This window comes from Variovorax sp. Varisp46 (assembly GCF_059491885.1).
This window is the reverse complement of record NZ_CP168515.1, coordinates 26,881-52,026: the sequence shown is the minus strand read 5'-3', so window position 1 is coordinate 52,026 and position 25,146 is coordinate 26,881. Positions and strand designations below refer to the sequence as shown.

Genomic DNA, 25,146 nt, shown 5'->3' with positions numbered 1-25,146 from the left:
AACCCAAGGAGGCAGACGCCATGGACCTGTACTGCGTCATGGGCAACCCGGTCGAGCACAGCCGCTCGCCCGGCATCCACGCGCGTTTTGCCGAACTCTGCGGCCAGCAGCTGGACTATGGCCGGCGGCTGATTCCGCTCGGCGCCTTCGCCGAAGGCATCGCGGCCTTTCGCAGCGAAGCCGCCGAACGCGGCGACACCGCGCGCGGCTGCAACATCACGGTCCCCTTCAAGTTCGAAGCCGCTGCGCTGGCGCAGCACACCAGCGAACGCGCCCTGCTCGCGCAGGCGGCCAACACGCTACGCTTCGACGCCGACGGCAGCATCCATGCGGACAACACCGACGGCATCGGCCTGGTCAACGACATCGTGCGCAACGCGGGCGTGCCGCTGAAAGGCAAGGCGCTGCTGCTGATCGGTGCGGGCGGTGCGGCAGCCGGCGTGCTCGGCCCGCTGCTCGATGCGGGCGTCTCGCGCGTCGTGGTCGCGAACCGCACCGTCGGCAAGGCCGTCGAGCTGGTGCGCCGCCATGCGGCCCTCGCGCTGCGCCATGGCGCCTCGCTCGAGGCCTGGGCGCTCGACGAAGTACCGGGCGCCTTCGACGTGGTGGTCAACGCCACGGCCTCCAGCCTCGTGGGCGATGCGGTGCCGGTGACGGCCAGCGTGCTGCGCGCCGGCGGGCTCGCGGTCGACATGATGTACGGCCCCGCGGCCGCGGGCTTCATGGACTGGGCCGAGGCGCATGGCGCGGTGGCGCGCGACGGGCTGGGCATGCTCGTCGAGCAGGCGGCCGAGTCGTTCGAGATCTGGCGCGGCGTGCGCCCGCCTTCCGCACAGGTGCTGGCCGAAGTGCGCGCATCGCTCGCCGCTGCGAAAAAATGAAAGCCGTGCTGCGCCTGATCGCCTGCCTCGTGGTGGCGGGCGCGGCACTCGAGCTGTTCTTCGTGGCGCGCATCGCGGCAATGGCCGTGGTCGATCCGCAGAGCACCGCGTTCCAGCGCTCCGAAGCCTTCCAGATTGCCATCCACCAGGGCAGCGGCGGCGGCTGGCGGCAGCAGTGGGTGCCCTATTCGCAGATCAACGACACGCTCAAGCGCGCCGTCATCGCGAGCGAGGACGCCGGCTTCGTCGACCACAACGGGGTGGAGTGGGAAGCCATCGAGCGCGCGCGCCAGCGCAACGCCAAGGCCGAGGAGTTGGCCGCCAAACGCGCGGCGCGCGCCTTGGCACGCGGCAAGCCGGTGCGGCCCGTGCAGCTGCGCGGCGGATCGACCATCACGCAGCAGCTCGCGAAGAACCTGCTGCTGTCCAGCGAACGCACCTTGCTGCGCAAGGGCCAGGAGCTGGTGCTCGCCACGCTGCTCGAAGTGCTGCTGGACAAGCGGCGCATCCTCGAGATCTATCTCAACAATGTCGAGTGGGGCGAAGGCGTGTTCGGTGCCGAGGCGGCGTCGCAGTACTACTTCCGCAAGCCTGCCTCGCGCCTGAGCACCAGCGAGGCCGCGCGCCTCGCGGTGATGCTGCCGAGCCCCAGGTTCTTCGAGCGCCGGCTCGGTTCGCCCTACCTGAGCGGGCGGGCGTCGACGGTCATGGCACGGATGCCTGCGGCCGAACTGCCCTGAGCGTGCCGCGCAGGCCTTCGATGGCCAGCACCGCACCGAAGCCGATCACATAGGCCAGCACGTCCCACCAGTCGGCCGTGCTGCCGAGCACGATGCGCAAGGCGCGGTTCGGGATGTGCAGGTGCCACGCCGCCGCGAGGTATTGCCCGAGCTCGACCGCGAGCCCCACGCCCAGCGCGGCCAATGCCAGCGGCCATACGCGTGCGGCGATCGCGGTCCTGAAGACGAAGTACACCCATACCACGGCCAGCACGTCGCCGAAGAAGCTGCGCAGCCAGCCCCACCGCGCGCCGACGGTGGCCAGCAGCACGAGAACGAAGAACAGGGCCGCCGCCCACACGAGTGAAAGAGGATCGAGACGCCATCGCATGGCCCGTATCATCGCGCCCATATGCTGGCAAAGCTCACGGGTTGGTTGTTGTTGGGAATCGTCCGGTTGCTCACAGGCGCCCAGGCGCGCTGGTATGGCTGTCCGCCGAAGGCCGAGCAGCGCATCTACTTCGCCAACCACCAGAGCCATGCCGACCTGGTGATGATCTGGGCGGCGCTGCCCGAGGAGCTGCGCAGCATCACGCGGCCGATCGCGGCGCGCGACTACTGGGCCAACACGCCGGTCAAGCGCTGGATCACGACGGAGGTGTTCAACGCGGTGTACGTGGAGCGCCAGGCGGCGCCTGCTGCGACGGCATCCCCTGCCCCTGTGGCGGTCGAGGCCCCGCCGCCAGCGCCCGCTGCGCGAGCCGTCGCTCCCTCACCGGCCGAGCGCATCGAGCCGTCGATGGAGCCCCTGCTGCCATTGACGACGCCGGAACCGCCCGCCGAGACGGTGCCCGAAGCGCAAGGCCGGCTCGACCTGCCGGAGCCCCCTGCCCCGCCGCCTCCGTCGGCAGAACCCGAAGCCCCGCCCGTCGCGGCAGCTCCTGCGCCCGATCCGCTTGCGCCCCTCGTCGAAGCCCTGCGAAGCGGCGACTCGATCATCATCTTTCCCGAGGGCACGCGCGGCCACACGGGCGAGCCGCAGAAGTTCAAGTCGGGCCTCTACACGCTAGCCACGATGTTCCCAGAGGTGGTGCTGGTGCCCGCCTGGATCGACAACGTGCAGCGCGTGATGCCCAAGGGCGAGATCGTGCCAGTGCCCATCCTCTGCTCGGTCACTTTCGGCGCGCCGATCCGTGTCGAAGAAGGCGAAGAGCGCCGGCCCTTCCTTGATCGTGCGCGTGCCGCGGTGATTGCCTTGCGCGATGTCTGAAATGACCGACAGATGAACCAGTTCCTGCGCAGCCTCACCCCGACCCAGCAGGTCGCTGCACTCTTCCTCATCGTATTCGGCCTGCTCGCAATCGTGAGCGCCACCGCGTTCTTCCTCACCTTCCGGGAGCGCCGCAACCCCGTGCACGACGCCGCCTGGCAGGCCGAGTTGGCGCACTTCCGCGCGCTGCTGGGCACCACCTGGTTCATGGTGATCATCTTCTGGATCGGCTGGGCGCTGGGCGAAACCGTGGCCACCGTGCTATTCGCGCTGATTTCCTTTTTCGCGCTGCGCGAGTTCATCACGCTCTCGCCCACGCGGCGCGGCGACCACCGCAGCCTGATCCTGGCCTTCTTCGTGGTGCTGCCGATCCAGTTCTGGCTGGTGGCCACCGCGCGCTTCGACCTGTTCACCGTGTTCATCCCGGTCTACGTGTTCCTCGCGATCCCGGTGGCGAGCGCGCTGGCCGACGACCCGAGCCAGTTCCTCGAGCGCAACGCCAAGCTGCAGTGGGGCATCATGGTCTGCGTCTACGGCATGAGCCACGTGCCTGCGCTGCTGCTGCTGAGCTTTCCGGGCTACGAAGGCAAGAGCGCGTTCCTCGTGTTCTTCCTGGTGTTCGTGGTGCAGACCTCGGTGCTGGTGCAGCACCTGATCTCGCGCCGCATGCAGCGCACGCCCTTCGCGCCCAACGTGAGCCGCAGCTTCAACTGGACCAGCTGGGGTATCGGCATCGTCGTGGCCAGCCTGGTGGGCGCGCTGTTCTCGTTCATCACGCCGTTCAGGTTCGGGCAAGCGCTGGCGGTATCGGTCATTGCCTGCATCGCGGGATCGATGGGGCACCTCGTGATGAAGGCACTCAAGCGCGACCGGGGGATTCCGAACTGGGGCCAGAAGGGCGTGGGCGTGACGGGAGCCAACGGCCTTCTCGACCGGGTCGATGCGCTGTGCTTCGCCGCCCCGATCTTCTTCCACTCGATCCGCTGGTACTTCAACGCCTGAACGTGGCACACCCCCAAGCTGCGCGCACTTCGTGTCGCTTCGCCAACCCCCTTGCAGGGGGCAATACCTGCGGCCCGGCAAAGCCGGTTCCGCGGTATTCCTGAAAGAACTCCGGAGACAGTTCAGATTCGAGCGTCGGGTGACCTCGCTCAGGCCTTGCGTCGCACCACGCGGTCGAAGGCCTCCTTGGCCTTTCGGCCGAACGCCCTGGCCTTCAGCGCCTGCAGCTCGCGCATGAGGCGCGCGCGCTGCTCGGCCGACAACGCCGTGCCGAAGCGCCCCAGCGCGGCTTCGAGCGCCGCGCGCTGCGCCTCGACGCGACCCTGCCGGCCCTCGGCCTCGGCCAGCCATTCGCAGGCATTGGCGGCGCGCTCGCGCAGCGCGGCATCGCCCGAATCGCCGAAGCGCGCGATCAGCGCGCGGTAGGCCTTGGCCTGCCCCACGGGGTCGCCGAGCTTGTCGAGCGCCTTGGCCTTGTTGATCATCGACTTGGCGGCCCACAGCTGCAGCGTGCCTTCCCTCGCACCGGTGGTGCGAGCAATGGCCTCGTCGTAGCAGTCCACGGCCGCCTTGAGCTGGCCGGTCTGGCGCAGCGTGGCGCCCTTGCGGAACAGCGCACCGACCACGCGCCCGCGCAGGTCCGGCAACTCGGAGTTGCCCCAGCGCGCGACGATTTGGTCGTGCACCCGCATCCCGTCGTCGTGCAGGCCGAGGCGGTCGAGCGCGGTGCTCTTGTATTGCAGGCACAGCGCGACGGTCTCCTGCATCTCCGTGGACGGGTCGGCGCCGTAGCGCGCGTCCATCGCATCGGCGGCAACGACCACTTCGGCGAAGCGCTCCAGCGCGACCAGGCAAAAGGCCTTGTGGACCAGCGCCCGCGCGCACTGCCGGCGCAGCTCGGGGTGCGGCGACGCGCCATGCGCGGCCAGCACCTCGTCGAACAGCGCGATGGCCTCGTTCGATTCGCCGGCATCGCCATGCTTGCGGCCCTGCCTGACCTTGTCGCGCACTTCGTCGCGCAGCTCGGACGGCAGTTCCGGCAGGTTGCCGGCGGCATCGGCCTTGCGCAGCCGCTTCAGGCAGGCCTGGCGGCCGGCGGTGGCCTTGTCCAGGGTGTCCTGCAGCTCGGGCGTGAGAGCGCCCCGCAATTGCTTCGCGAGCTGCTCGTACACGGCGAGCGCCTCTTCGGCTCGGCCGAGCCGTTCGAGCAGCACGAAGCCCTTGTTGAGCAGCGCGCCCGCCACGGTGCGCTGCACCCCGGCATCGGAGTCCGCGCCGAAGGTGGCGAGCAACCGCTCGCAGGCGGCCAGCGCGGCCTCCCCGTCATCCTGCTCGCGCAGGCCCACCGACCAGTCGTAGGCACGGCGCACGGCCATGCGGCGTACCTGCGCCGAGGCATCGCGGCCGTAGCGCTCGAGCAGCCAGCCGACCAGCTCGGCGCGGTTCGCATGCTCGTCGATGCCGAACCCGTCGAAGAACAGGGTCAGCGCCCGCACGCCCTCGATGCGCAGCTCGGGCGCCGCGTCCTCAAGGCCGGCCTCGATCTGGTCGGCCACCGCCAGGCACATCACCTGGGCCTGCGCATGCTGCGCCAGCTCGCGCAGGTTCAGCACCGAGGCCAGGCGCGCGCGCGCCACGCGCAGCACCACGCCCGGCTCGGTGCTGCCGTCGAAGCGCTCGATTACCGCATCGAGCGTGGCCAGTGCGTCCTGCGGCAGGCCGCGGTGATGTTCGATCTCGGCCTTGAGCAGCCGGGCCTCCACGCGCCAGGCGTCGAGCGCGGCATCGGGCTGGCTGTCGAGCCGTTCGCTCATGGCGTCGCAGGCCTCGCAGCGCGCCGCGGGCTCGTCGATCCACCAGGTGCGCTGGTACAGCGCATGGGCGATGTGCTCGCGGATCCCGGGCTCGCCGCGCTGGCCGTGCGCGGCGATCAGGCGGTCGAGGGTGGCGAGCGCATCGGCGGGGCGGTGCATCTGGCGCAGCATGTGCGCCAGCAGGCGCAGCGCCTGGCAGCAGGGCACGACCACGCCGGCCTCGGGCATGGCCGCGAATTCGTCGAGCAGCCGGGTGCAGCCGGCCAGCGCCTCGTCGCGGCGGCCCAGGTCGTTGAGCAGTTCGACGCGCCGGAAGCTCGCGGCTGCGCGTTCAGCGGGGTGCTGCAGGCGTTCGAGCAAGGCTTGCGCCTCGTCCAGTTGCCGCTGCGCGGAGGACTCGACTACATTCACATTCGCTTCCTTGTGTGGCGCGCCCTGCGGGAAGCGGGGCAGACTGTACGAATCGGCACGGATTCTGCCCGCGATCGCGCGGCTTTCCAGCGCTGGCTCGGTCCTTCTCTCTCCTCTTTGCTCGGGCGTAGGCCTTTCGTTTCTCTCATGCGCATTCTTGGCATCGACCCCGGCTTGCAGACCACCGGTTTCGGCGTGGTCGACGCGGACGGCCATGCGCTGCGCTACGTGGCCAGCGGCACCATCAGCACCCGGCACCTGGGCACCGGCAACCTGCCGGCGCGCCTGAAGGTGCTGTTCGACGGCATCGCGGAGATCACATCGCGCTACCAGCCCGATGCGTCGGCGGTCGAGATCATCTTCGTCAACGTCAACCCGCAGTCGACGCTGCTGCTGGGGCAGGCGCGCGGTGCCTGCGTGACCGCGCTGGTCAGCAACAACCTCTCGGTGGCCGAGTACACCGCGCTGCAGATGAAGAAGGCCGTGGGCGGCCCCGGCCCGGCCGCCAAGGCGCAGGTGCAGGAGATGGTGCGGCGGCTGCTCGACCTGCCAGGCCTGCCGGGCGCCGATGCGGCGGACGCGCTTGGCATCGCCATCACGCATGCGCAGGTGGGGCGCTCGATGGCGCGGCTCGCGGAAGCGGCCCAGCTGTCGAAGACCCACGCCGGCACCTACCGGCAAGGGCGTTCGCGCTGAGTCAGCGCACGATGTAGCGCAACTCGCCGAGCCGCGTGCGGCGCTCGCGCACTTCGGCGGCCACGCACGCCGCATCGCCTTCGAGTGCACGCGCGATCCAGTCGGCAAGCTGCGGCATGTCGTCGGGCGTGAAGCCCAGGCGCACGATCTCGGGCACGCCGAGCCGCAGGCCATTGATGTCGCCCTCCACGGGCGCGATCGGCAGGCCGATGCCGCAGGCCAGCAGGCCGCCTCGCGCGAGCTTCTTCGCCGCATGCTGCCCGCCGCCCCAGCGCGCTGCTTCAACCGCAAGCTGGTGCGACTGCGTGAAGCCGCGCGCCTTCGCGAACACGGGCAGGCCTTGCGCATCGAGCGCGCGCGCCAGTGCCTGCGCGGTCTCGCGCATGGCAGCTGCATAGGCTACGCCATGCGCCTTCCAGTCGAGCAGCCCGCGGGCCAGCGCGGCCGTGCGGCCCGCATCCGAATTGGCCGTGAGGCCGGGGTATGCGATGGCGTCGATGCGCTCCATCAGCGCCGCGTCATTCGACACGATCAGGCCACCCGCCGGGCCGCCCAGGCTCTTGTAGGTGCTCATGGTGATCGCATGCGCACCCTGTTCGAGCGGCTGCGGCCACGCCTTGCCGGCCACCATGCCCGAGAGGTGTGCCGCGTCGAACAGCAGCTTCGCGCCCACGCCATCGGCGATCTCGCGGATCTCGGGCACCGGATGCGGAAACAGGTTCAGGCTGCCGCCGATGGTGATGAGCTTCGGCTTCACTTCGCGCGCCAGCCTGGCCAGCGCGATGGTATCGACCGTATAGCCATCGGCATCGACCGGCGCGGAAACCGGCTTCAGGCCATAGAGCCCGGCCGCGCCCGCCGCATGGTGCGTGACATGGCCGCCGATGCTGGGCGGCGGCACGATGATCGTGTCGCCAGGCTGGCAAGTCGCCATGAACACGTAGAGATTCGACAGCGCGCCGGAACTCACGCGCACTTCGGCGAACTTCGCGCCGAAGACCTCAGCCGCGAGTTCGGCGGCGACGACCTCGATCCGCTCGATGGCCTCCAATCCCATCTCGTACTTGTCGCCCGGATAGCCGAGCGAGGGGCGCGAGCCGAGCCCGCGCGACAGCAGCGCCTCGGCGGCTGGGTTCATCACGTTGGTAGCGGGGTTGAGATTCAGCCCGTCGATGTCGTGGATGCGGTGGTTGTCGGCCACCAGCCGCTCGATCTCGGTGGCGACGCCCGCCGCATCGCGCGCGGCGGCGTCGGCGGCAATGGAAAGCACGTGGTCTTCGCTGGCGGCGGGAACCCAGGGGCGGCGTTGCAGGGCGGCGGGCATGCGGTGGATCTCGCTGGAAGTGGTGGATGGGCGCATCGTCGCCTGCAGTGCGCGGCCGGGCAAACCGGATAATCTAGGCCTGAGCCCTGGAAAAACTTGGCCTGGAAGATCCTCGCATGCCGCTCGCACCGCCCCGCCCTCGCCTGCCGCCGCACACGGCCGTGCGCGCTTTCGAGGCGGCCGCGCGCCACGGCAGCTTCGCGCGCGCGGCCGAAGAACTGTTCGTCACGCCGGCCGCCGTCGCGCAGCAGATCAAGGCGCTGGAAACCTGGGCCGGCGGCGCACTGTTCGAGCGGCACAGCCAGGGCATTCGCCTCAGCCCGCACGGGCGGCGCGCCTTGCCTGCCCTCAGCGCGGCCGTCGATCAGCTCGGCCTTGCGGTGCAGGCACTGCGCCACGAGACCCAGACCGCCGCGCGCCGCAGCACGCTGCAGGTGGCTGCACTGCCGGCCGTGGCGCAGCTTTGGCTGTCGCCGCGGCTCTCCCGGCTGAAGGCCGCGCTGCCCGGCGTACAGGTGTCGGTCACGGCGTTGGAGCAGCCGCCGAATTTCCGCCGCGAGCCCTTCGATCTCGGCCTGTTCTATGCACGGGCCGGCGAGCACATCGAAACAGCCGTCGGCGCGCAGGCGATCCCGCTGGTACGCGACCGGCTGCTGCCGGTGTGCAGCCCGCGCCTGCAGCAGCCATCGCCCAGCGGCAGGCCGCGCTCCCTCGATGACCTGACGGAACTGCTGGCGCGCTGCGGCGGCCTGCACGACACCGTCTGGCGCGACGACTGGCCGCGCTGGCTGCAAGCCGCGCGGCCCGGCACCACGGCGATCGAAGCCGACGCGCTCGCGGCCGGCCCCGACTTCTCGCTCTACAGCCTCGCACTGCAGGCCGCGCTCGATGGCGAAGGCGTGCTGATGGGTCGCGAGCGGCTGGTTGCGCCAATGCTCGCGCAAGGCAAGCTGCATGCGCCCTGGGGCAGGCCGAAAGCAGTCGGCGACACAGTCATGCTGCTGGTGCCCACACACCGCAAGGGACCGCTGCTCGCGCAACAGGTGCAGGCGTTGCAGGCGCTGGCCGCCTGACGGTCCAATGCACGAAGCCTGGGGGCGAGCCCAACTACACGACGCGTTCGGCGATCAGCACCGCGAAGAAGCCGAACGCCGCGAGCAGCGTCCACTTCAACACGATCCATCCGATGCGCCGGTACCTGGCCTGCCCCGTGCCCGCATAGAACGCGAAGCACACGCCTGCCACCAGCAGAAGCAGCAGGATGGCCCAGCGGAAAAGAAGCATCGTCGGGGCGACGCCTACCAGGCGCGGGCGACTTCGCCGAAACCGCGTGGCGCGCGCTTCTCGTCGTCGAAGGTCACGACTTCGTAGGCGTCGCTGTGCGAGAGCAGTTCGCGCAGCAGCTTGTTGTTGAGCGCATGGCCCGAGCGGAACGCGGTGTAGGCCGCCAGCAGCGGCTTGCCGATGATGTAAAGGTCGCCCATCGCGTCGAGGATCTTGTGCTTCACGAACTCGTCGTCATAGCGCAGGCCGCCGGCATTGAGCACCTTGGTGTCGTCCATCACGATGGCGTTGTCCAGCCCGCCGCCGAGCGCGAGGCCCTTGCTGCGCATGTACTCGACCTCCTTGGTGAAACCGAAGGTGCGCGCACGCGCGATGTCGCGGCTGTATGAATCGGTGCCCAGGTCGAACTCCACGCGCTGGCCGGTGGAGTTGACGACGCGGTGGTCGAAGTCGATCTCGAAGCTCAGCTTGTAGCCGTGGTATGGCTCCAGGCTCGCCCATTTCTCGTTGGCGCCTTCGCCCTCGCGCACCTCGACCTTGCGGGTCACGCGGATGAAGCGGCGCGGCGCCTTCTGCAGCGCGATGCCCGCGCTTTGCAGCAGGAACACGAAGGACGAGGCCGACCCGTCGAGGATCGGCACTTCGTCGGCCGTGATGTCGATGTAGAGGTTGTCGATGCCCAGGCCCGCGCAGGCGGACATGATGTGCTCGACGGTCTGCACCTTCGCGCCGCCGGTGGAGACCGTGGACGCGAGACGCGTGTCGGTGACCGACTCGGCGGTCATGCGGATCTCGACCGGCTCCGGCAGGTCGACGCGGCGGAACACGATGCCCGTGTCGGCCGGGGCCGGACGCAGGGTCAGCTCCACGCGTTGGCCGCTGTGAAGCCCCACGCCCACGGCGCGGCTGATCGACTTGAGGGTTCGTTGTTGCAGCACGCCGGGGATTTTAGGCGCGCGCCGGGCGTGGGCCCCTATGCCCTTCGCTATGGCACCGATAGACATGGGTCCTATCCATTAAAGCCCCAACGATGGACGCAAGGGGCACGAAGTGAACGCAGCGCCTAGGGTCAGGGGAAGTCCCTTTCAGGTCCCCCCTGCGCCCCTTGCGAACCTTCGTGCCCTCTGCGTCTATAGGCCGCTTCGCGAAACACCGAGGATCCGGCTCCGCCGGTCCTCAGGTGTTGCCCCCGGCAGGGGGAAGGCGAAGCGACACGAAGTGCGCGCAGCCTGGGGGCGAGCCGATATCAGTCGGCCTGGCGGCGCAGGAAGGCCGGGATCTCGAAGTCGTCCATGCCGCCCGAAGACAGCGCGTCCACCTTCGCGGCGGCCATCGTGCGGTTGGTGCGCCACACGCTGGGAACGGCCATGCCGTCGTAGTTGGGCTGGCTGCCGCTGCCACCGGCATGACCCATGCCACCGAGCGTCGGCACGGTGAACGGGATGTTGTCGGTACCGGTGCGGATCACTTCGAGCGTGGGGGCCTGACGGCGGGCATCGGCACGCGAGAGGCCGGTGGCCACCACGGTCACGCGCATCTGGTCGCCGAGGCTGTCGTCGTAGGCGGCGCCGTAGATCACGTGCGCGTCCGGCGAAGCGTAGGCGCGGATGGTGTTCATCGCGAGCTTCGACTCGTTCAGCTTCAGCGAACCCTTCGACGCCGTCACCAGCACCAGCACGCCCTTGGCGCCCGAGAGGTCGATGCCTTCGAGCAGCGGGCAGGCCACGGCCTGTTCGGCGGCGATGCGCGCGCGGTCCGGGCCCGCGGCGGCGGCCGTGCCCATCATGGCCTTGCCGGGTTCGCCCATCACGGTGCGCACGTCTTCGAAGTCGACGTTGACGCCGCCGTACTCGTTGATGATTTCCGAGATGCCGCCCACGGCGTTCTTCAGCACGTCGTTGGCGTGCGCGAAGGCTTCGTCCTGGGTGATGTCCTCGCCCAGGACGTCGAGCAGCTTCTCGTTGAGCACAACGATCAGCGAGTCGACGTTGGCTTCGAGTTCGGCCAGCCCGGCGTCGGCGTTGGTCATGCGACGGCCGCCTTCCCAGTCGAAGGGCTTGGTCACCACGCCCACGGTGAGGATGCCCATTTCCTTCGCGACGCGCGCGATCACGGGAGCGGCGCCGGTGCCGGTGCCGCCGCCCATGCCGGCCGTGATGAACAGCATGTGCGCGCCGTCGATGGCCGCGCGGATGTCGTCCACCGCGAGCTCGGCCGCTTCACGGCCCTTGTCGGGCTTGCTGCCGGCGCCCAGGCCGCTGGTGCCGAGCTGGATGATCTTGTGCGCGCTGCTGCGCTGCAGTGCCTGTGCGTCAGTGTTCGCGCAGACGAACTGAACGCCCTGCACGCCGCGTTCCATCATGTGGGCGACCGCGTTGCCGCCGCCACCGCCGACACCGATCACCTTGATCTGCGTGCCCTGGTTGAACTCTTCGACTTCGATCATTTCGATGGTCATTTTTAACTCCTTGAATCTTGCAGTTGCCGTTGTGTATCTATGAATTTTTCTTGTGCCGTGACGGGATCAACGATGAGACCGTCACGATGGTGGACCTGTGCGCCGCCATCGCTCGTTGAAATGCAATGGAGGGCTTCCACGCGCGAGCCAGAGTGGGGAATGGATCATGGTCAGAAGTTCCCCACGATGAAGTCCTTGAAACGTCCGAATGCAGTCTTTACCGACCCATTCTTCTGCGCGACCTTGAAGCCGCGCATGCGCGCGAAGCGAGCTTCTTCGAGCAGACCCATGACTGTCGCCGCACGGGGCTGCGCGACCATGTCGGACAACGCGCTCGAATACTTCGGAATGCCGCGCCGCACAGGCTTCAGGAAGATGTCTTCCCCGAGCTCGACCATGCCCGGCATCACCGCGCTGCCACCCGTGAGCACCACGCCCGACGACAGCACTTCCTCGTAGCCCGACTCGCGCACCACCTGCTGCACCAGCGAGAAGATCTCTTCGATGCGCGGCTCGATCACGCCGGCCAGCGCCTGCTTGCTCAGCATGCGCGGGCCGCGATCGCCCAGGCCCGGCACTTCGACCTGCGTGTCGGGGTCGGCCAGCAGCTGCTTGGCATAGCCGTTTTCGACCTTGATGTCTTCCGCGTCCTTCGTCGGCGTGCGCAGCGCCATCGCGATGTCGCTCGTGATGAGGTCGCCCGCGATCGGGATCACGGCCGTGTGGCGGATCGCGCCGTTGGTGAAGATCGCCACGTCGGTCGTGCCCGCGCCGATGTCGACCAGCACCACGCCCAGTTCGCGTTCATCTTCCGTCAGCACCGCCTGGCTCGAGGCCAGCGGGTTCAGCATCAGCTGGTCGACCTCGAGGCCGCAGCGGCGCACGCACTTGATGATGTTCTCGGCCGCGCTCTGCGCGCCGGTCACGATGTGCACCTTGGCTTCGAGCCGCATGCCGCTCATGCCGATCGGCTCCTTCACGTCCTGGCCGTCGATCACGAACTCCTGCGGCTCCACCAGCAGCAGGCGCTGGTCGCTCGAGATGTTGATGGCGCGCGCCGTCTCCACCACGCGGGCCACATCGGCGGGCGTCACTTCCTTGTCCTTCACCGCCACCATGCCGCTGGAATTGATGCCGCGGATATGGCTGCCGGTGATGCCGGTGTAGACGCGGCTGATCTTGCAGTCGGCCATCAGCTCGGCCTCTTTCAGGGCCTGCTGGATGCTCTGCACCGTGGCGTCGATGTTCACCACCACGCCGCGCTTGAGCCCATTGCTCGGCGCGATGCCGAGGCCGGCCAGCTTGAGCTCGCCACCGGGCAGCACCTCGGCCACCACCACCATCACCTTGGCGGTGCCGATGTCGAGTCCTACGACCAGGTCTTTGTATTCTTTGGGCATTGATATGTCCTCGATTTCTCGGTATTCGCTACTTGATTTTTCTTGGGGCCTCTGGCGAGACCGTGGTGACGCCGCGCAGCCGCAGTGCATACGCGTCGTTGTGGCGCAGATCGGCGCCCTCGACGTCGGCCATCGTGCGGCGGTACTGCCCCGCGACCTGGGTCACGGTCTTCAGGAACCGCTGCAGGCGGGCCGTCACCTCCTCGCTCTGGCCGCGGCCGAGTTCAATCTCGGCGCCGCTGTCGAGCACCACCTTCCAGCTGCCCCGGCTCGACAGCGTGAGCTCGTCGATGGCCAGGTCGTAGGGCTGGAACTGCGGCTGCAGCACGCGGTACATGCCCAGCACCTGGCCCGCCTGTTCGATCGGGCCATCGAGGCGCGGCAGGTTGTCGTCGACCTCGGCCACGTTGGCCTCGAACACGTCGCCGAAACCATTGATCAGTTTCGAGCCCGCCTCGTCGCCCCAGTTGGCCACCGGCACCTGTTCGGTCAGCGTCACACGCAGCTTGTTCGGAAACTCGCGCCGCACCACCGCACTGCGCACCCAAGGCACGGACTCGAAGGCGGAACGCGCGCGCGCCAGGTCGATGGTGAAGAAGTTGCCCGACAGCTGCGGTGCCACGTTGGCGCGCAGCGTGACCGCGTTGTTGTGCGTGACCTCGCCGTCCACCTTGATCCCGGCGAGCGGGAAGAACGGCTGCCGAAGCACCCACCACGCGCCCGCCGCCAGCAGCATGAGCGCCACCATCGCGAAGGCAATGTTCGCGACGATGTTCATGAGCTTGACGTCGAAGGGAGCGGGGATGCCGTCGGCCATGGCTATTGCGCCCCCCCCGTGGCGTCGAGCGCGGCCGAGGCCAGCACGCGCAGGCACAGTTCTTCGTACGCGATGCCCGCGGCTCGGGCCGACATCGGCACCAGCGAATGGCTGGTCATGCCGGGCGAGGTGTTCATCTCCAGCAGGAATGGCTTGCGGTCGCTGGCGCGGATCATCACGTCGGCGCGGCCCCAGCCGCGGCAACCGAGCGTGTGGTACGCGGCCAGCGTGATGCGCTGGATCTCGTGCTCCTCGGCCTCGGGAAGGCCGCTCGGGCATTGGTACTTCACGTCGTCGGTGAAATACTTGTTCTGGTAGTCGTAGGCGCCCTCGGGCGCGGCGATGCGCACCACCGGCAGCGCGCGCGCATCGAGCCCCTGGCCGAGCACGGCACAGGTCACTTCCTCGCCCTCGATGAACTCCTCGCAGAGCACATCGGCGTCGTACTTCGCGGACAGCGTGACCGCGTCCTGCATCTGGGAATAGCCCTCGACCTTGGTCACGCCGATGGACGAGCCCTCGCGCGGTGGCTTCACGATCAGCGGCAGGCCGAGCACGTCGGGCACCACCATGACCTGTTCGCGGCTTTGCTGGTCGAAGGCCAGGCGCACGTACTTGGGCGTGGGCAGGCCGTCGGCCTGCCAGATGCGCTTGGTCATGACCTTGTCCATGGCCACGCTCGACGCCATCACGCCCGAGCCGGTGTAGGGAATGCCGAGCAGTTCGAGCGCGCCCTGCACGGTGCCGTCCTCGCCATGGCGGCCATGCAAAGCGACGAAGCAGCGCGCGAAGCCTTCGCGCTTGAGGTCGGCCAGCTCGCGCTGCGAAGGATCGAAGGCGTGCGCGTCGACACCGCGCGAACGCAGGGCTTCGAGCACGCCGGTACCCGACATCAAAGAGATTTCGCGTTCGGCGGAACTGCCGCCGAACAGCACGGCAACCTTGCCGAAGAGTTGAGGATTCTGAAGGCTCATGAGGCCCTCCCTTTGCGCGAACCGCGCTCCGATGTTGAGGGTGCCGCAGCCACAGCCGCGCCAAGTTCGACGACCTTGCCCGGCACCGCGCCGATGGACCCGGCGCCCATGGAGAGCACCACGTCGCCCGGACGGGCGTTGTCGAGAATGGCCTGCGGCATGGCCGCGATGTCGTCGACGAACACCGGCTCGACCTTGCCGGCCACGCGCAGCGCGCGCGCCAGCGTGCGCCCGTCGGCCGCCACGATGGGTGCCTCGCCCGCGGCATAGACCTCGCCGAGCAGCACGGAGTCGGCGGTACCGATGACCTTCACGAAATCCTCGAAGCAGTCGCGCGTGCGGGTGTAGCGGTGCGGCTGGAAGGCCAGCACCAGCCGACGGCCCGGGAACGCGCCGCGCGCGGCCGCGATGGTGGCCGCCATCTCGACCGGGTGATGGCCGTAGTCGTCGATGACGGTGAAGGTGCCGGCTGCATGGCCCCCTTGCACGGCCACGTCGCCGTAGCTCTGGAAGCGGCGGCCCACGCCCTTGAAGTCCGCAAGGCCGCGCTGCACGGCCTCGTCGGGAATGCCGAGCTCCACCGCCACCGCGATCACCGACAGCGCGTTGCGCACGTTGTGCTCGCCCGGCAGGTTCAGCACGATGGGCAGGTCCGGCAGCGTCACGCCATTGCGGCGCTGCGCGGTGAAATGCATCTGGCCGCCGACCGCGCGCACGTCGACGGCGCGCACCTGGGCGTCCTCGCCGAAGCCGTAGCTGGTGACCGGGCAGGTCACGTTGGCCACGATCTCGCGCACCGCCGGATCGTCGGTGCACAGGATGGCCACGCCGTAGAAGGGCATGCGGTGCAGGAAATCGACAAAGGCCTTCTTGAGCTTCGCGAAGTCGTGCCCGTAGGTCTCCATATGGTCGGCATCGATGTTCGTGACCACCGCCATCACGGGCAGCAGGTTCAGGAACGACGCGTCCGACTCGTCGGCCTCGACCACGATGTAGTCGCCGCTGCCGAGCTGCGCGTTGGCACCAGCGCTGTTCAGGCGCCCGCCGATCACGAAGGTCGGGTCGAGTCCGGCGGCGTCGAGCACGCTCGCCACCAGGCTGGTGGTGGTGGTCTTGCCATGCGTGCCGGCAATGGCGATGCCCTGCTTCAGCCGCATCAGCTCGGCCAGCATCAGCGCGCGCGGCACGACCGGAATGCGCTTCTCGCGCGCGGCCAGCACTTCGGGGTTGTCCGACTGCACGGCGGTGGAGGTGACGACCGCGTCGGCCCCGTCGATGTGCGCAGCAGCGTGACCGACGAAGGTGCCGATGCCCAGGCCCGCGAGCCGGCGCAGCGTGGCGCTGTCGGACAGGTCGGAGCCCGTGATCCTGTAGCCCAGGTTGAGCAGCACCTCGGCGATGCCGCTCATGCCAGAGCCGCCGATGCCCACGAAATGGATGTGACGAATCGCGTGCTTCATTTGGCAAGCTCCTCGCAGGCTTGGACTACGGCTTCCACCGCCTTCGTCTTCTGCATGGTCTTGGCCTTGACGGCCTTCTCTATCAGCGCGTCGCGCCCGGTTTTCTGTAGCAAATCAGCCAGCAATTCAGGAGTGAGGTCGGTCTGCTGCACGAGCCACCCGCCGCCCGCGTCCACGAGGAAGCGCGCGTTGGTGGTCTGGTGGTCGTCGACCGCCGAGGGGAAAGGCACGAACAGCGCTGCTGCGCCGACGGCCGCGATTTCTGTGACGGTACTGGCACCGGCGCGCGCGACGATGATGTCGGCGTCGGCATACGCCTGCGCGGTGTCTTCGATGAAGGGCGTGAGCTCGCCTTCGACGCCGGCCGCCGTGTAGTTGGCGCGCAGCTCGTCGATCTGCTTGGCGCCGCTCTGGTGCAGCACCTGCGGGCGCGTCGCCGGTTCGATGCGGGCCAGCGCCTGCGGCACCACGGTGTTGAGGCCGCGCGCCCCGAGGCTGCCGCCCACCACCAACAATTTGAGCGGCCCGGTGCGGCCCGCGAAGCGCACGGCCGGATCTGGCTTGGAGGTAAACGCCGCGCGCAGCGGATTGCCCACCCATTGCGCCTTCTTCAGCACGTTCGGGAAGGCCGTGAACACACGATCGGCGACGCCTGCCAGCACCTTGTTGGCGAGGCCGGCCACCGAGTTCTGCTCGTGCAGCACCAGCGGCTTGTTGAGCAGCACGCCCATCATGCCGCCCGGAAAGGTGATGTAGCCACCCAGGCCCACCAGCACGTCGGGCTTCACGCGGCGCACCACGCGCAGGCTCTGCCAGAAGGCGCGCAGCAGCTTCAGCGGCAGCAGGAACAGCGTGAGCGGGCCCTTGCCGCGCACGCCGCCGAACTGCACCGGCTCGAAGGCGAAGCCGCGCGGCGGCACGAGCTTTTCTTCCATGCTGCCGGGCGCGCCCAGCCAGTGCACCTGCCAGCCGCGCTCGCGCAGGGCCTCGGCCACCGCGAGTCCGGGGAAGATGTGGCCACCGGTACCACCGGCCATGACGAGTGCGGTACGGCCGGTCATACGCGGCCTCCACGCATGAGGACACGGTTTTCGTAATCGATGCGCAGCACCACGGCCAGCGCCACCAGGTTCATCAGGATGGCCGAGCCGCCGAAGCTCATCAGCGGCAGCGTCAGGCCCTTGGTCGGCAGCGCACCGAGATTCACGCCCATGTTGATGAAGGTCTGGAAGCCGAGCCACACGCCCACGCCCTGGGCCACGAGGCCCGAGAACACGCGGTCGAGCGCGATCGCCTGCCGGCCGATGTGCATGATGCGGCGCGTGAGCCAGAGGAACAGGCCGATGATCAGCAGCACGCCGACCAGGCCGAATTCCTCGCCGATCACGGCCAGAAGGAAGTCGGTGTGCGCCTCGGGCAGCCAGTGCAGCTTCTCGACGCTGCCGCCCAGGCCCACGCCGAAGATCTCGCCGCGCCCGATGGCAATCAGCGAGTGCGACAGCTGGTAGCCCTTGCCGAGCGCGTGCTCTTCGCTCCACGGATCGAGGTAGGCAAAGATTCGTTCGCGGCGCCACGGGCTGGTCGCGACGATGGTGCCGAAGGCCACCACCACCAGCGCGGCGATCACGAAGAACATGCGCGCGTTCACGCCGCCCAGGAACAGGATGCCCATGGCGATCACCGCGATCACCATGAAGGCACCCATGTCCGGCTCGGCCATCACCAGCATGCCGACCACCACCACCGCGATGCCCATCGGCAGCACGGCGCGGAAGAAGCGCTCCTTGATCTCCATCTTGCGCACCATGTAGCTGGCGGCGTAGAGCACCATCGCGAGCTTGGCCAGCTCCGAGGGCTGGAAGCGCATGAAGCCCATCGGCAGCCAGCGGCGCGCACCGTTCACGTTGATGCCGATGTGCGGAATGAGCACGGCCACCAGCAGCAGCAGCGAAGCCACGAAGAGCCATGGCGCGGCGCGCTCCCAGGTCTTCATGGGGATCTGGAAAGCCAGCAGCGCGGTGATGAACGCGAAGATCACCGAGGCCGCATGCCGCGTGAGGAAATACGAGGCGCTGTAGCCGGCGCGCGCAAAGCGCGGGTTGTCGGGCAGCGCGATGGAGGCCGAATACACCATGACCAGGCCCCACATCAGCAGTGCGACCGTGACCCAGACCAGCGCCTGGTCGAAACCCAGCACGCGCATCGGCGTGGCCTTTGTCTGCGCGACGCCGGCGCCGCCCAGCCGCACGGGCAGGTGCACGGGCAGCGAGTCGATCCCGCTGCGGGCGCGCCTGAACCAGCCGCCGAAGCGGCCGGTGGATGCGTTGGGCGTGGCGCCCGCGGCGGCAGAGTTCAAACCGTGTCCTCCGTCGAATCGCCCATGCCGCGCGGGCTGTCCTCGAAGGCCTGCACGGCCTCGCGGAACACCTCGGCGCGGTGCGCGTAATCCTTGAACATGTCGAAGCTCGCACAGGCCGGTGACAGCAGCACGGCATCGCCGGGGTTGGCGCGTGCGGATGCGAGCTTCACGGCTTCGTCCATCGAGCCGGCATGCAGCAGCGAAACGCCGGTCTGTGCCAGCGCGGCTTCGATGAGCGGCGCGTCGCGGCCGATGAGCACCACGGCGCGCGCGTACTGGCGCACGGGTTCGGCCAGCGGCTCGAAGTCCTGTCCCTTGCCTTCGCCGCCGAGGATCACGACGACGCGGCGCTCTTCGCCGAGACCGGTCAGCGCGGCCACGGTGGCGCCTACGTTGGTGCCCTTGCTGTCGTCGAAGTACTCGACCTCGTCCACGATGGCGATGGGTTCCACGCGATGCGGCTCGCCGCGGTATTCGCGCAGGCCGTAGAGCATCGGGCCCAGCGGGCAGTCGGCGGCGCTGGCCAGCGCGAGCGCGGCCAGCGCGTTCATGGCGTTGTGGCGGCCGCGGATGCGCAGCGCATCGGCGGGCATCAGTCGCTGCAGGAAGATTTCTTCCTCGACCACTGCGCCGCGCTTGCGCTTCTGCGTTTCGTCGGCCTCCAGTGCACGCACCAGCCAGGCCATGCCGTTGACGCGCTCGATGCCGTAGTCGCCCGGGCGCAGCGGCATCGCGCTGCCGAAGGTGATGTGCGTGCGGATCTGCGGGCGCTGCAGCTTGACCCTGACGGGTGCGGGCAGCATGGCCATCACGCCGTCGTCGTCACGGTTCAGGATCATCAAGCCCCGTGAACCGAAGATGCGCGCCTTGGCTGCGGCATAAGCCTTCATGTCGCCGTGCCAGTCGAGATGGTCCTGCGTGAGGTTGAGCACCGTCGCAGCGGTCGGCTCGAAGCCCTGCACGCCGTCGAGCTGGAAGCTCGACAGTTCGAGCACCCACACGTCGGGGAGCGTGCCGGCATCGATGTGCCCGGACAGCGTATCGAGCAGCGTCGGGCCAATGTTGCCGGCCACGGCCACGGTCTTGCCCGCGCGTTCGACCAGCTGGCCGGTGAGCGAGGTCACGGTGGTCTTGCCGTTGGTTCCGGTGATGGCGAGCACCGCGGGCGTATAGCCCTTTGGCGCTTCGGGCTCGACGGGAGGCGCCAGTTCGAGCTGGGGCGACTCTTCCTCCACCGCGGCCGAGGCCGGATTGGTGGCGGAGATCTCGGCGATCTTGGCGACGAACTCTGCAGCCTCCCTGGCGGCGGTCGGGACGTAGGGCTTGCCTGTGGTCGGGAGGCGGGAGACGGTGGCGGGTGCAGCCTTGGGCACATCCGCCGCCTCCGGTGCTGCTTGCACTGCGCCGTCGGTCTGCTCAGGTTCGGCCTCGACGGCTTCCGTCGTCGTGATGACTTCGGCGGGTGCGGCCTCCGAAGCTTCCGACGGCATCGGGGCGGCAACGCTCATCGACGGGTCGCGCGGCATCGCTTCGGCCATCGCGGGGACGGTCGATTCGAGCTGCGCTTCGACAGGTTCGGCAGCTTCGGCCGGGGCCGGGGGTTCGACCGCTTCTTCAACCGGCGCAGGCTCCTCCAGCGCCAGCTGCGCCTGAGCTTCGGGCTCGGCCGGTGCTTCCGCTTCGGCGGCGGCTTCGGGTTCAGGCTCCGGCCCGGCTTCCACCACCGGCACCTCGACCGTGCGCAGATCCAGCAGCGCGCGCGCGAACAGGTCCAGTTCGCCACCAACCGGCAGGCCCATGGCCCGCGCCGCATCGGCCACCGGCGCGATGGTTTCGGGCGACAGGCCCGGCGAGCGGTACACGGCGCGAATCGGTGTGCCCTCGACCAGCGCGGCCGAGAACGGCCCGCCGACAAAGCCCACCTCGGGCAGTTCCGCCCGCAGCGTCGCCAGCAGCGACGGCGCTTCGCGCGTGTCGGCCACGGTCACGACGGCACCGTGGCGCGCGCACCAGCGCGTCATCGCCAGCCCGGACGCACCGAGGCCGAGGACGAGGACGGGGAGGTCTTTCAGATGCCGCATGTTCCTGTCACCGCAGCTTCAGCGTCGAAAGGCCCACGAGGCACAGCAGCATCGTGATGATCCAGAAGCGCACAACGACCTGCGTCTCGCGCCAGCCGCTCTTCTCGAAGTGATGGTGCAGCGGCGCCATCTTGAGCACGCGGCGGCCTTCGCCGAAGCGCTTCTTGGTGTACTTGAAGTACATGACCTGCGCCATCACCGAGATCGCCTCGACCACGAAGATGCCGCCCATGATGAAGAACACGATCTCCTGGCGCACGATGACCGCGATGGTGCCCAGCGCGCCGCCGAGCGCCAGCGCGCCCACGTCGCCCATGAACACCTGCGCCGGGTGCGTGTTGAACCAGAGGAACGCAAGCCCCGCGCCGGCCATGGCCGAGCAGAACACCAGCAGCTCGCCCGAGCCCGGGATGTTGGGGAACAGCAGGTACTTGGAATACACCGCGCTGCCCGTGACGTAGGCGAACACGCCCAGCGCCGAGCCCACCATCACCACCGGCATGATCGCCAGCCCATCGAGGCCGTCGGTCAGGTTCACCGCATTGCTCGCGCCCACGATCACGAGGTACGTGAGGATCACGAAGCCGATGCCGCCGAGCGGGTAGCTCACTTCCTTGAAGAAAGGCACCAGCAGGTTGATCTTGGGCGGAAAGTCGAGATCGAAGCCCGAGCGCACCCAGGCGAAGAACAGCTCGAGCACGCGCCAGTTGGAGCTTTCGGAGATGCTGAACAGCAGGTAGAAGCCCGCGAGCAGGCCGACCAATGACTGCCAGAAGTACTTCTCGCGCGAGCGCATGCCTTCCGGGTCCTTGCGCACCACCTTGCGCCAGTCGTCGACCCAGCCGATGGCACCGAAGCCCATGGTGACCCACAGCACGATCCACACGAAGCGGTTCGAGATATCGAACCACAGCAGCGTGGCGAAGGCGATGGCGAACAGCACGAGCACGCCACCCATGGTGGGCGTGCCGCTCTTGGTCAGGTGCGTTTCCATGCCGTAGCCGCGCACGGGCTGGCCGATCTTGAGTGCGGCAAGGCGGCGGATCACGTAAGGGCCGGCCACGAGGCCGACCACGAGCGCGGTCAGCGCGGCCATCAGCGCGCGGAAGGTGAGGTACTGGAAGACGCGCAGGAACCCGAACTCGGGCGAGAGCGTCTGCAGCCATTGGGCCAGGGTCATCAGCATGTCTTTTCGCGCGGCTCATGCGTCATGACCGGCCTCCTTTTGTTGTTGTGCCTCGATGGCTTTCACCACGCGCTCCATCTTCATGAAGCGCGATCCCTTCACGAGCACGCTGCCGACCTGCGGCAGGCGCGCGAGCACGGCCGCGCCGAGCGCGTCGAACTCGTCGAAATGGCGTCCGTCGCGTCCCCCGCCGCTCTCCTGGAAAGCGGTGGCGGTGTGCATCGTCGCCGCGCCCAGCGTGTAGACGGACTCGATGCCGCGCCGGCGCGCCCACGCGCCGACTTCGGCATGGAACTCGGGCGAGCGATCGCCCACCTCGCCCATGTCGCCGAGCACCAGCAGGCGCGGGCCCGGAAGGGCGGCGAGCACGTCGATGGCTGCAATCACGGAATCGGGATTCGCGTTGTAGCTGTCGTCGACCAGCGTCAGCGCATGGCCGCCGGCCAGCACGATCTCGCTGGCGCGCGAGCGGCCCTTGACCGGCTCGAAGGCCGACAGGCCTTCGGCAATGGTCTCGAGCGACACGCCGGCCGCGAGCGCGCAGGCGGTGGCCGCCAGCGCATTGACCACGTTGTGCCGGCCCGCGATGTGCAGGCGCGCGTCAAAGGCGCCGAGCGGCGTGCGGATGCGCACGGCCCAGGCGCCCTGCTTCCATTCGGCGCCGTCGAGCGAGATGTCGGCGTCTTCGGACTCGCCGAAGGTCATGCAGCGTCGGGCGCCGGTGGCATGCGCCATGTCGGTCCACAGCGAGGTGAAGGGGTCGCCATGGGGGAACACGGCCGTGCCGTCATCGGGCAGCACCGCGAACACGGCGCCGTTCTCGACGGCGACCGCCTCGACGGTGGCCATGAATTCCTGGTGCTCGCGCTGCGCGTTGTTGACGAGCGCGATGGTCGGGCGCGAAACGGCGGCCAGCCGCGCGATCTCGCCCGGATGGTTCATGCCCAGTTCGAGCACCGCGAGCTGGTGCTGCGCGCGCAGGCGCAGCAGCGTGAGCGGCACGCCGATCTCGTTGTTGAAGTTGCCGGCCGTGGCCAAGGCACGTTCCCCGCGCGCGGCGAACAGCACGGCCGCGATCATCTGCGTGACCGTGGTCTTGCCGTTGCTGCCGGTCACGGCGATCAGCGGCAGCTCGAACTGCGCGCGCCAGCCCGCGCCGAGGGCGCCCAGCGCGGCCAGCGTGTCGGGCACTTCGAGGCCGGCGAGGCCGACGGCTTCCAGGCCGCGGTGCGCAATGGCGGCCACGGCGCCCTGCTTCTTCGCATCGGAGAGGAAGTCGTTGGCGTCGAAGCGCTCGCCCTTGAGCGCGACGAACAAGTCGCCCTGCGCAAGCGTGCGCGTGTCGGTGTGCACGCGCGCGATGACGGTCGAGGCGTCACCCACGAGGCGCGAACCCGGAATCCATTGCTGCACCTGGGCCAGCGTGATATTGAGCGGCGTCGTGTCGGTCATGCCGCGGCACTCCGCTTCGCCAGCGCCTGCAGCACGTGGGCCTTGTCCGAAAAGTCGATGCGCTGGCCGGCAATTTCCTGCCAGGCCTCGTGGCCCTTGCCGGCGATCAGCACGACGTCCCGCGGCGCGGCCTGCGCGATCGCGTCGGCGATGGCGATGGCGCGGTCGGGCTGCACCTGCGCGGCCTCGGGACGCGAGAAGCCGCGCAGCACCTGGCTGATGATCGCGTCGGGCTTCTCGCTGCGCGGGTTGTCGCTGGTGACGATCACGCGGTCGGCCTGGCGTTCGGCGACGGCGGCCATCATCGGGCGCTTGATCGGGTCGCGGTCGCCGCCGCAGCCGAACAGGCACCAGAGCGCACCGCCGCGCTGCCTGGCCAGCGGGCGCAGGCCGATCAGGGCCTTGTCGAGCGCGTCGGGTGTGTGGGCGTAGTCGACCACCGCCAGCGGTGCACCTTCGCCGGTTCCCGCGCGGTCCATGCGGCCCGGCACGCTCGTGAGGCTGGCACAGGCGGCCACGGCCTGGGCCAGCGTGAGGCCGAGCGCGCGCAGGGTGCCGAGCACGCCGAGCAGGTTGGCCACGTTGTACTGGCCGATGAGGCCGGTCGACAGCCGTTCCACCGCGGTGGTGCCGTGCTCGGCCACCGAGAACTCCAGGCCCTGCGCGTCGTAGCCGATGTCGCGCGCCATGAGGCGGGCCGGCTTGCCGCCAGCCGAGACGGTCCAGACGTCGAGCGCGCCGATACCGGCGTCGATCAGGTTCGCGCACAGGCTGGCGCCGTGCGTGTCGTCGATGTTGATCACCGCTGCGCGCAGGCCGGGCCAGCGGAACAGCTCGGCCTTGGCCTGCCAGTAGGCATCCATGCTGCCGTGGTAGTCGAGGTGGTCCTGCGTGAAGTTGGTGAACACGGCCACCGCGATCTGCGCACCGTCGAGCCGGCGTTCGGCGATGCCGATGGACGAGGCCTCGATGGCGCAGGCGCCGAAGCCGCGCTCGACCAGCGAACGCAGCTCACGCTGCATCATCACCGGGTCGGGCGTGGTCAGGCCGGTGTAGGTCAACTCGGGCGGCACGCCGATGCCCAGCGTGCCCATCACCGCGCAGGGCGACGGCGCATCGCGCTGCACGGTGCCGTCGGGGTTCATCGCGCGCACGCCACCCGCCGCGCTCAGCGTGGAAAGCGATTCGGCCAGCCACCATGCGGTGGAGGTCTTGCCGTTGGTGCCGGTCACGGCCAGCACGTCGAGCAGGGCCGAAGGGTTGTCGTAGAAGGCCGAGGCGATCGGGCCGGTAGCGGCCTTCAAACCGGGGTAGCTCACGATGCGCTCGTCGCCCTCGAAGCCGAAGGCCTCCACGCCCTCGTGCTCCACCAGGCAGATCGCCGCGCCCTGCGCCAGCGCGGCCGCCACGTGCTTGCGCCCGTCGGTCGCGGCGCCGGGCCAGGCGACGAAGACGTCGCCCGCACCCACGGCACGGCTGTCGGCATGCATCGCGGCCTGCGGCGCACGCTCCTTGAGCCAGGCCGCGGCCAGTTGGGGAGAAGTGAAGATCAGCATGT

At 68.9% G+C, this 25,146-nt stretch carries 22 protein-coding genes; 6 read left to right on the top strand and 16 right to left on the bottom strand.

What is annotated here, in order from left to right; genetic code table 11:
* Window positions 1–20 precede the first annotated feature (20 nt).
* Both aroE and mtgA read left to right on the top strand, forming a co-directional pair.
* Window positions 21–881, top strand: coding sequence for a shikimate dehydrogenase (gene aroE, locus ACEN9N_RS00255; RefSeq protein ID WP_495655122.1), 861 nt, complete (start codon window positions 21–23; stop codon window positions 879–881).
* The gene (mtgA, locus tag ACEN9N_RS00250; RefSeq protein WP_007831396.1) at window positions 878–1,621 is read left to right on the top strand and encodes a monofunctional biosynthetic peptidoglycan transglycosylase; all 744 of its coding nucleotides are present in this window, start codon (window positions 878–880) and stop codon (window positions 1,619–1,621) included. Before aroE ends, mtgA begins: the two co-directional genes overlap by 4 nt.
* On the opposite strand, the gene ACEN9N_RS00245 is transcribed toward mtgA, so the two are convergent.
* Window positions 1,587–2,012 (bottom strand): ribosomal maturation YjgA family protein, encoded by a 426-nt coding sequence (locus ACEN9N_RS00245; RefSeq protein WP_413315124.1) that lies wholly within the window; start codon window positions 2,010–2,012, stop codon window positions 1,587–1,589. The two genes, mtgA and ACEN9N_RS00245, sit on opposite strands and share 35 nt — an antisense overlap.
* Here ACEN9N_RS00245 and ACEN9N_RS00240 point away from each other — a divergent pair, their 5' ends adjacent.
* Together ACEN9N_RS00240 and ACEN9N_RS00235 are read left to right on the top strand one after the other, a co-directional pair.
* Window positions 2,013–2,870 carry a lysophospholipid acyltransferase family protein gene (locus ACEN9N_RS00240; protein WP_413315125.1) on the top strand — a complete coding sequence of 286 codons (858 nt, stop codon included), beginning with the start codon at window positions 2,013–2,015 and terminating at the stop codon, window positions 2,868–2,870. It abuts the gene before it with no gap.
* A 12-nt stretch (window positions 2,871–2,882) separates the two neighbouring features.
* On the top strand, window positions 2,883–3,872 hold the full coding sequence (locus ACEN9N_RS00235) for a phosphatidate cytidylyltransferase (RefSeq protein ID WP_007831391.1): 990 nt from the start codon (window positions 2,883–2,885) through the stop codon (window positions 3,870–3,872).
* A gap of 149 nt (window positions 3,873–4,021) precedes the next feature.
* Here ACEN9N_RS00235 and ACEN9N_RS00230 read toward each other — a convergent pair whose 3' ends face one another.
* A complete protein-coding gene (locus ACEN9N_RS00230) occupies window positions 4,022–6,097 on the bottom strand; it encodes an ATP-binding protein (RefSeq protein ID WP_495655121.1) in 2,076 nt (691 codons plus the stop codon).
* A gap of 147 nt (window positions 6,098–6,244) precedes the next feature.
* Between ACEN9N_RS00230 and ruvC the strand changes: the two genes are divergently transcribed.
* Window positions 6,245–6,793 (top strand): crossover junction endodeoxyribonuclease RuvC, encoded by a 549-nt coding sequence (gene ruvC, locus ACEN9N_RS00225; RefSeq protein ID WP_495655120.1) that lies wholly within the window; start codon window positions 6,245–6,247, stop codon window positions 6,791–6,793.
* A 1-nt stretch (window position 6,794) separates the two neighbouring features.
* Here ruvC and ACEN9N_RS00220 read toward each other — a convergent pair whose 3' ends face one another.
* On the bottom strand, window positions 6,795–8,117 hold the full coding sequence (locus tag ACEN9N_RS00220) for an alpha-methylserine aldolase (protein WP_007832435.1): 1,323 nt from the start codon (window positions 8,115–8,117) through the stop codon (window positions 6,795–6,797).
* A gap of 116 nt (window positions 8,118–8,233) precedes the next feature.
* On the opposite strand from ACEN9N_RS00220, the gene ACEN9N_RS00215 reads away from it, so the two are divergent.
* Window positions 8,234–9,190 (top strand): LysR family transcriptional regulator, encoded by a 957-nt coding sequence (locus ACEN9N_RS00215; protein ID WP_413315127.1) that lies wholly within the window; start codon window positions 8,234–8,236, stop codon window positions 9,188–9,190.
* Window positions 9,191–9,224: 34 nt separating this feature from the next.
* On the opposite strand, the gene ACEN9N_RS00210 is transcribed toward ACEN9N_RS00215, so the two are convergent.
* From ACEN9N_RS00210 to ACEN9N_RS00150, 13 genes are all read right to left on the bottom strand, one after another.
* Window positions 9,225–9,401: a hypothetical protein gene (locus tag ACEN9N_RS00210; protein ID WP_007832441.1), complete on the bottom strand. Its 177-nt coding sequence runs from the start codon at window positions 9,399–9,401 to the stop codon at window positions 9,225–9,227.
* Between the two features lie 14 nt (window positions 9,402–9,415).
* Complete coding sequence (gene lpxC, locus ACEN9N_RS00205; protein ID WP_042673244.1) at window positions 9,416–10,339, bottom strand: UDP-3-O-acyl-N-acetylglucosamine deacetylase; 924 nt, start codon at window positions 10,337–10,339, stop codon at window positions 9,416–9,418.
* Between the two features lie 308 nt (window positions 10,340–10,647).
* Window positions 10,648–11,859, bottom strand: coding sequence for a cell division protein FtsZ (ftsZ, locus tag ACEN9N_RS00200; protein WP_007832443.1), 1,212 nt, complete (start codon window positions 11,857–11,859; stop codon window positions 10,648–10,650).
* A 170-nt stretch (window positions 11,860–12,029) separates the two neighbouring features.
* Window positions 12,030–13,259 carry a cell division protein FtsA gene (ftsA, locus tag ACEN9N_RS00195; RefSeq protein WP_007832444.1) on the bottom strand — a complete coding sequence of 410 codons (1,230 nt, stop codon included), beginning with the start codon at window positions 13,257–13,259 and terminating at the stop codon, window positions 12,030–12,032.
* Window positions 13,260–13,287: 28 nt separating this feature from the next.
* Entirely contained in the window at window positions 13,288–14,076 is a 789-nt protein-coding gene (locus ACEN9N_RS00190) for a cell division protein FtsQ/DivIB (RefSeq protein WP_413315128.1), read from the bottom strand.
* 2 nt (window positions 14,077–14,078) lie between these two features.
* Window positions 14,079–15,050, bottom strand: a complete 972-nt coding sequence (locus ACEN9N_RS00185; RefSeq protein ID WP_007832446.1) for a D-alanine--D-alanine ligase — start codon at window positions 15,048–15,050, stop codon at window positions 14,079–14,081.
* Entirely contained in the window at window positions 15,047–16,510 is a 1,464-nt protein-coding gene (gene murC / locus ACEN9N_RS00180) for a UDP-N-acetylmuramate--L-alanine ligase (RefSeq protein WP_007832447.1), read from the bottom strand. The genes ACEN9N_RS00185 and murC overlap by 4 nt, the downstream gene beginning before the upstream one ends.
* A complete protein-coding gene (gene murG / locus ACEN9N_RS00175; protein ID WP_007832448.1) occupies window positions 16,507–17,571 on the bottom strand; it encodes an undecaprenyldiphospho-muramoylpentapeptide beta-N-acetylglucosaminyltransferase in 1,065 nt (354 codons plus the stop codon). The genes murC and murG overlap by 4 nt, the downstream gene beginning before the upstream one ends.
* On the bottom strand, window positions 17,568–18,866 hold the full coding sequence (gene ftsW, locus ACEN9N_RS00170) for a putative lipid II flippase FtsW (protein WP_495655119.1): 1,299 nt from the start codon (window positions 18,864–18,866) through the stop codon (window positions 17,568–17,570). Before ftsW ends, murG begins: the two co-directional genes overlap by 4 nt.
* Complete coding sequence (murD, locus tag ACEN9N_RS00165; protein ID WP_495655118.1) at window positions 18,863–20,950, bottom strand: UDP-N-acetylmuramoyl-L-alanine--D-glutamate ligase; 2,088 nt, start codon at window positions 20,948–20,950, stop codon at window positions 18,863–18,865. Before murD ends, ftsW begins: the two co-directional genes overlap by 4 nt.
* Before the next feature lie 7 nt (window positions 20,951–20,957).
* The gene (gene mraY / locus ACEN9N_RS00160) at window positions 20,958–22,136 is read right to left on the bottom strand and encodes a phospho-N-acetylmuramoyl-pentapeptide-transferase (RefSeq protein WP_007832453.1); all 1,179 of its coding nucleotides are present in this window, start codon (window positions 22,134–22,136) and stop codon (window positions 20,958–20,960) included.
* A 15-nt stretch (window positions 22,137–22,151) separates the two neighbouring features.
* A complete protein-coding gene (locus tag ACEN9N_RS00155; protein ID WP_495655117.1) occupies window positions 22,152–23,588 on the bottom strand; it encodes a UDP-N-acetylmuramoyl-tripeptide--D-alanyl-D-alanine ligase in 1,437 nt (478 codons plus the stop codon).
* The gene (locus tag ACEN9N_RS00150) at window positions 23,585–25,144 is read right to left on the bottom strand and encodes a UDP-N-acetylmuramoyl-L-alanyl-D-glutamate--2,6-diaminopimelate ligase (RefSeq protein WP_495655116.1); all 1,560 of its coding nucleotides are present in this window, start codon (window positions 25,142–25,144) and stop codon (window positions 23,585–23,587) included. The genes ACEN9N_RS00155 and ACEN9N_RS00150 overlap by 4 nt, the downstream gene beginning before the upstream one ends.
* Between the last annotated feature and the right edge of the window lie 2 nt (window positions 25,145–25,146).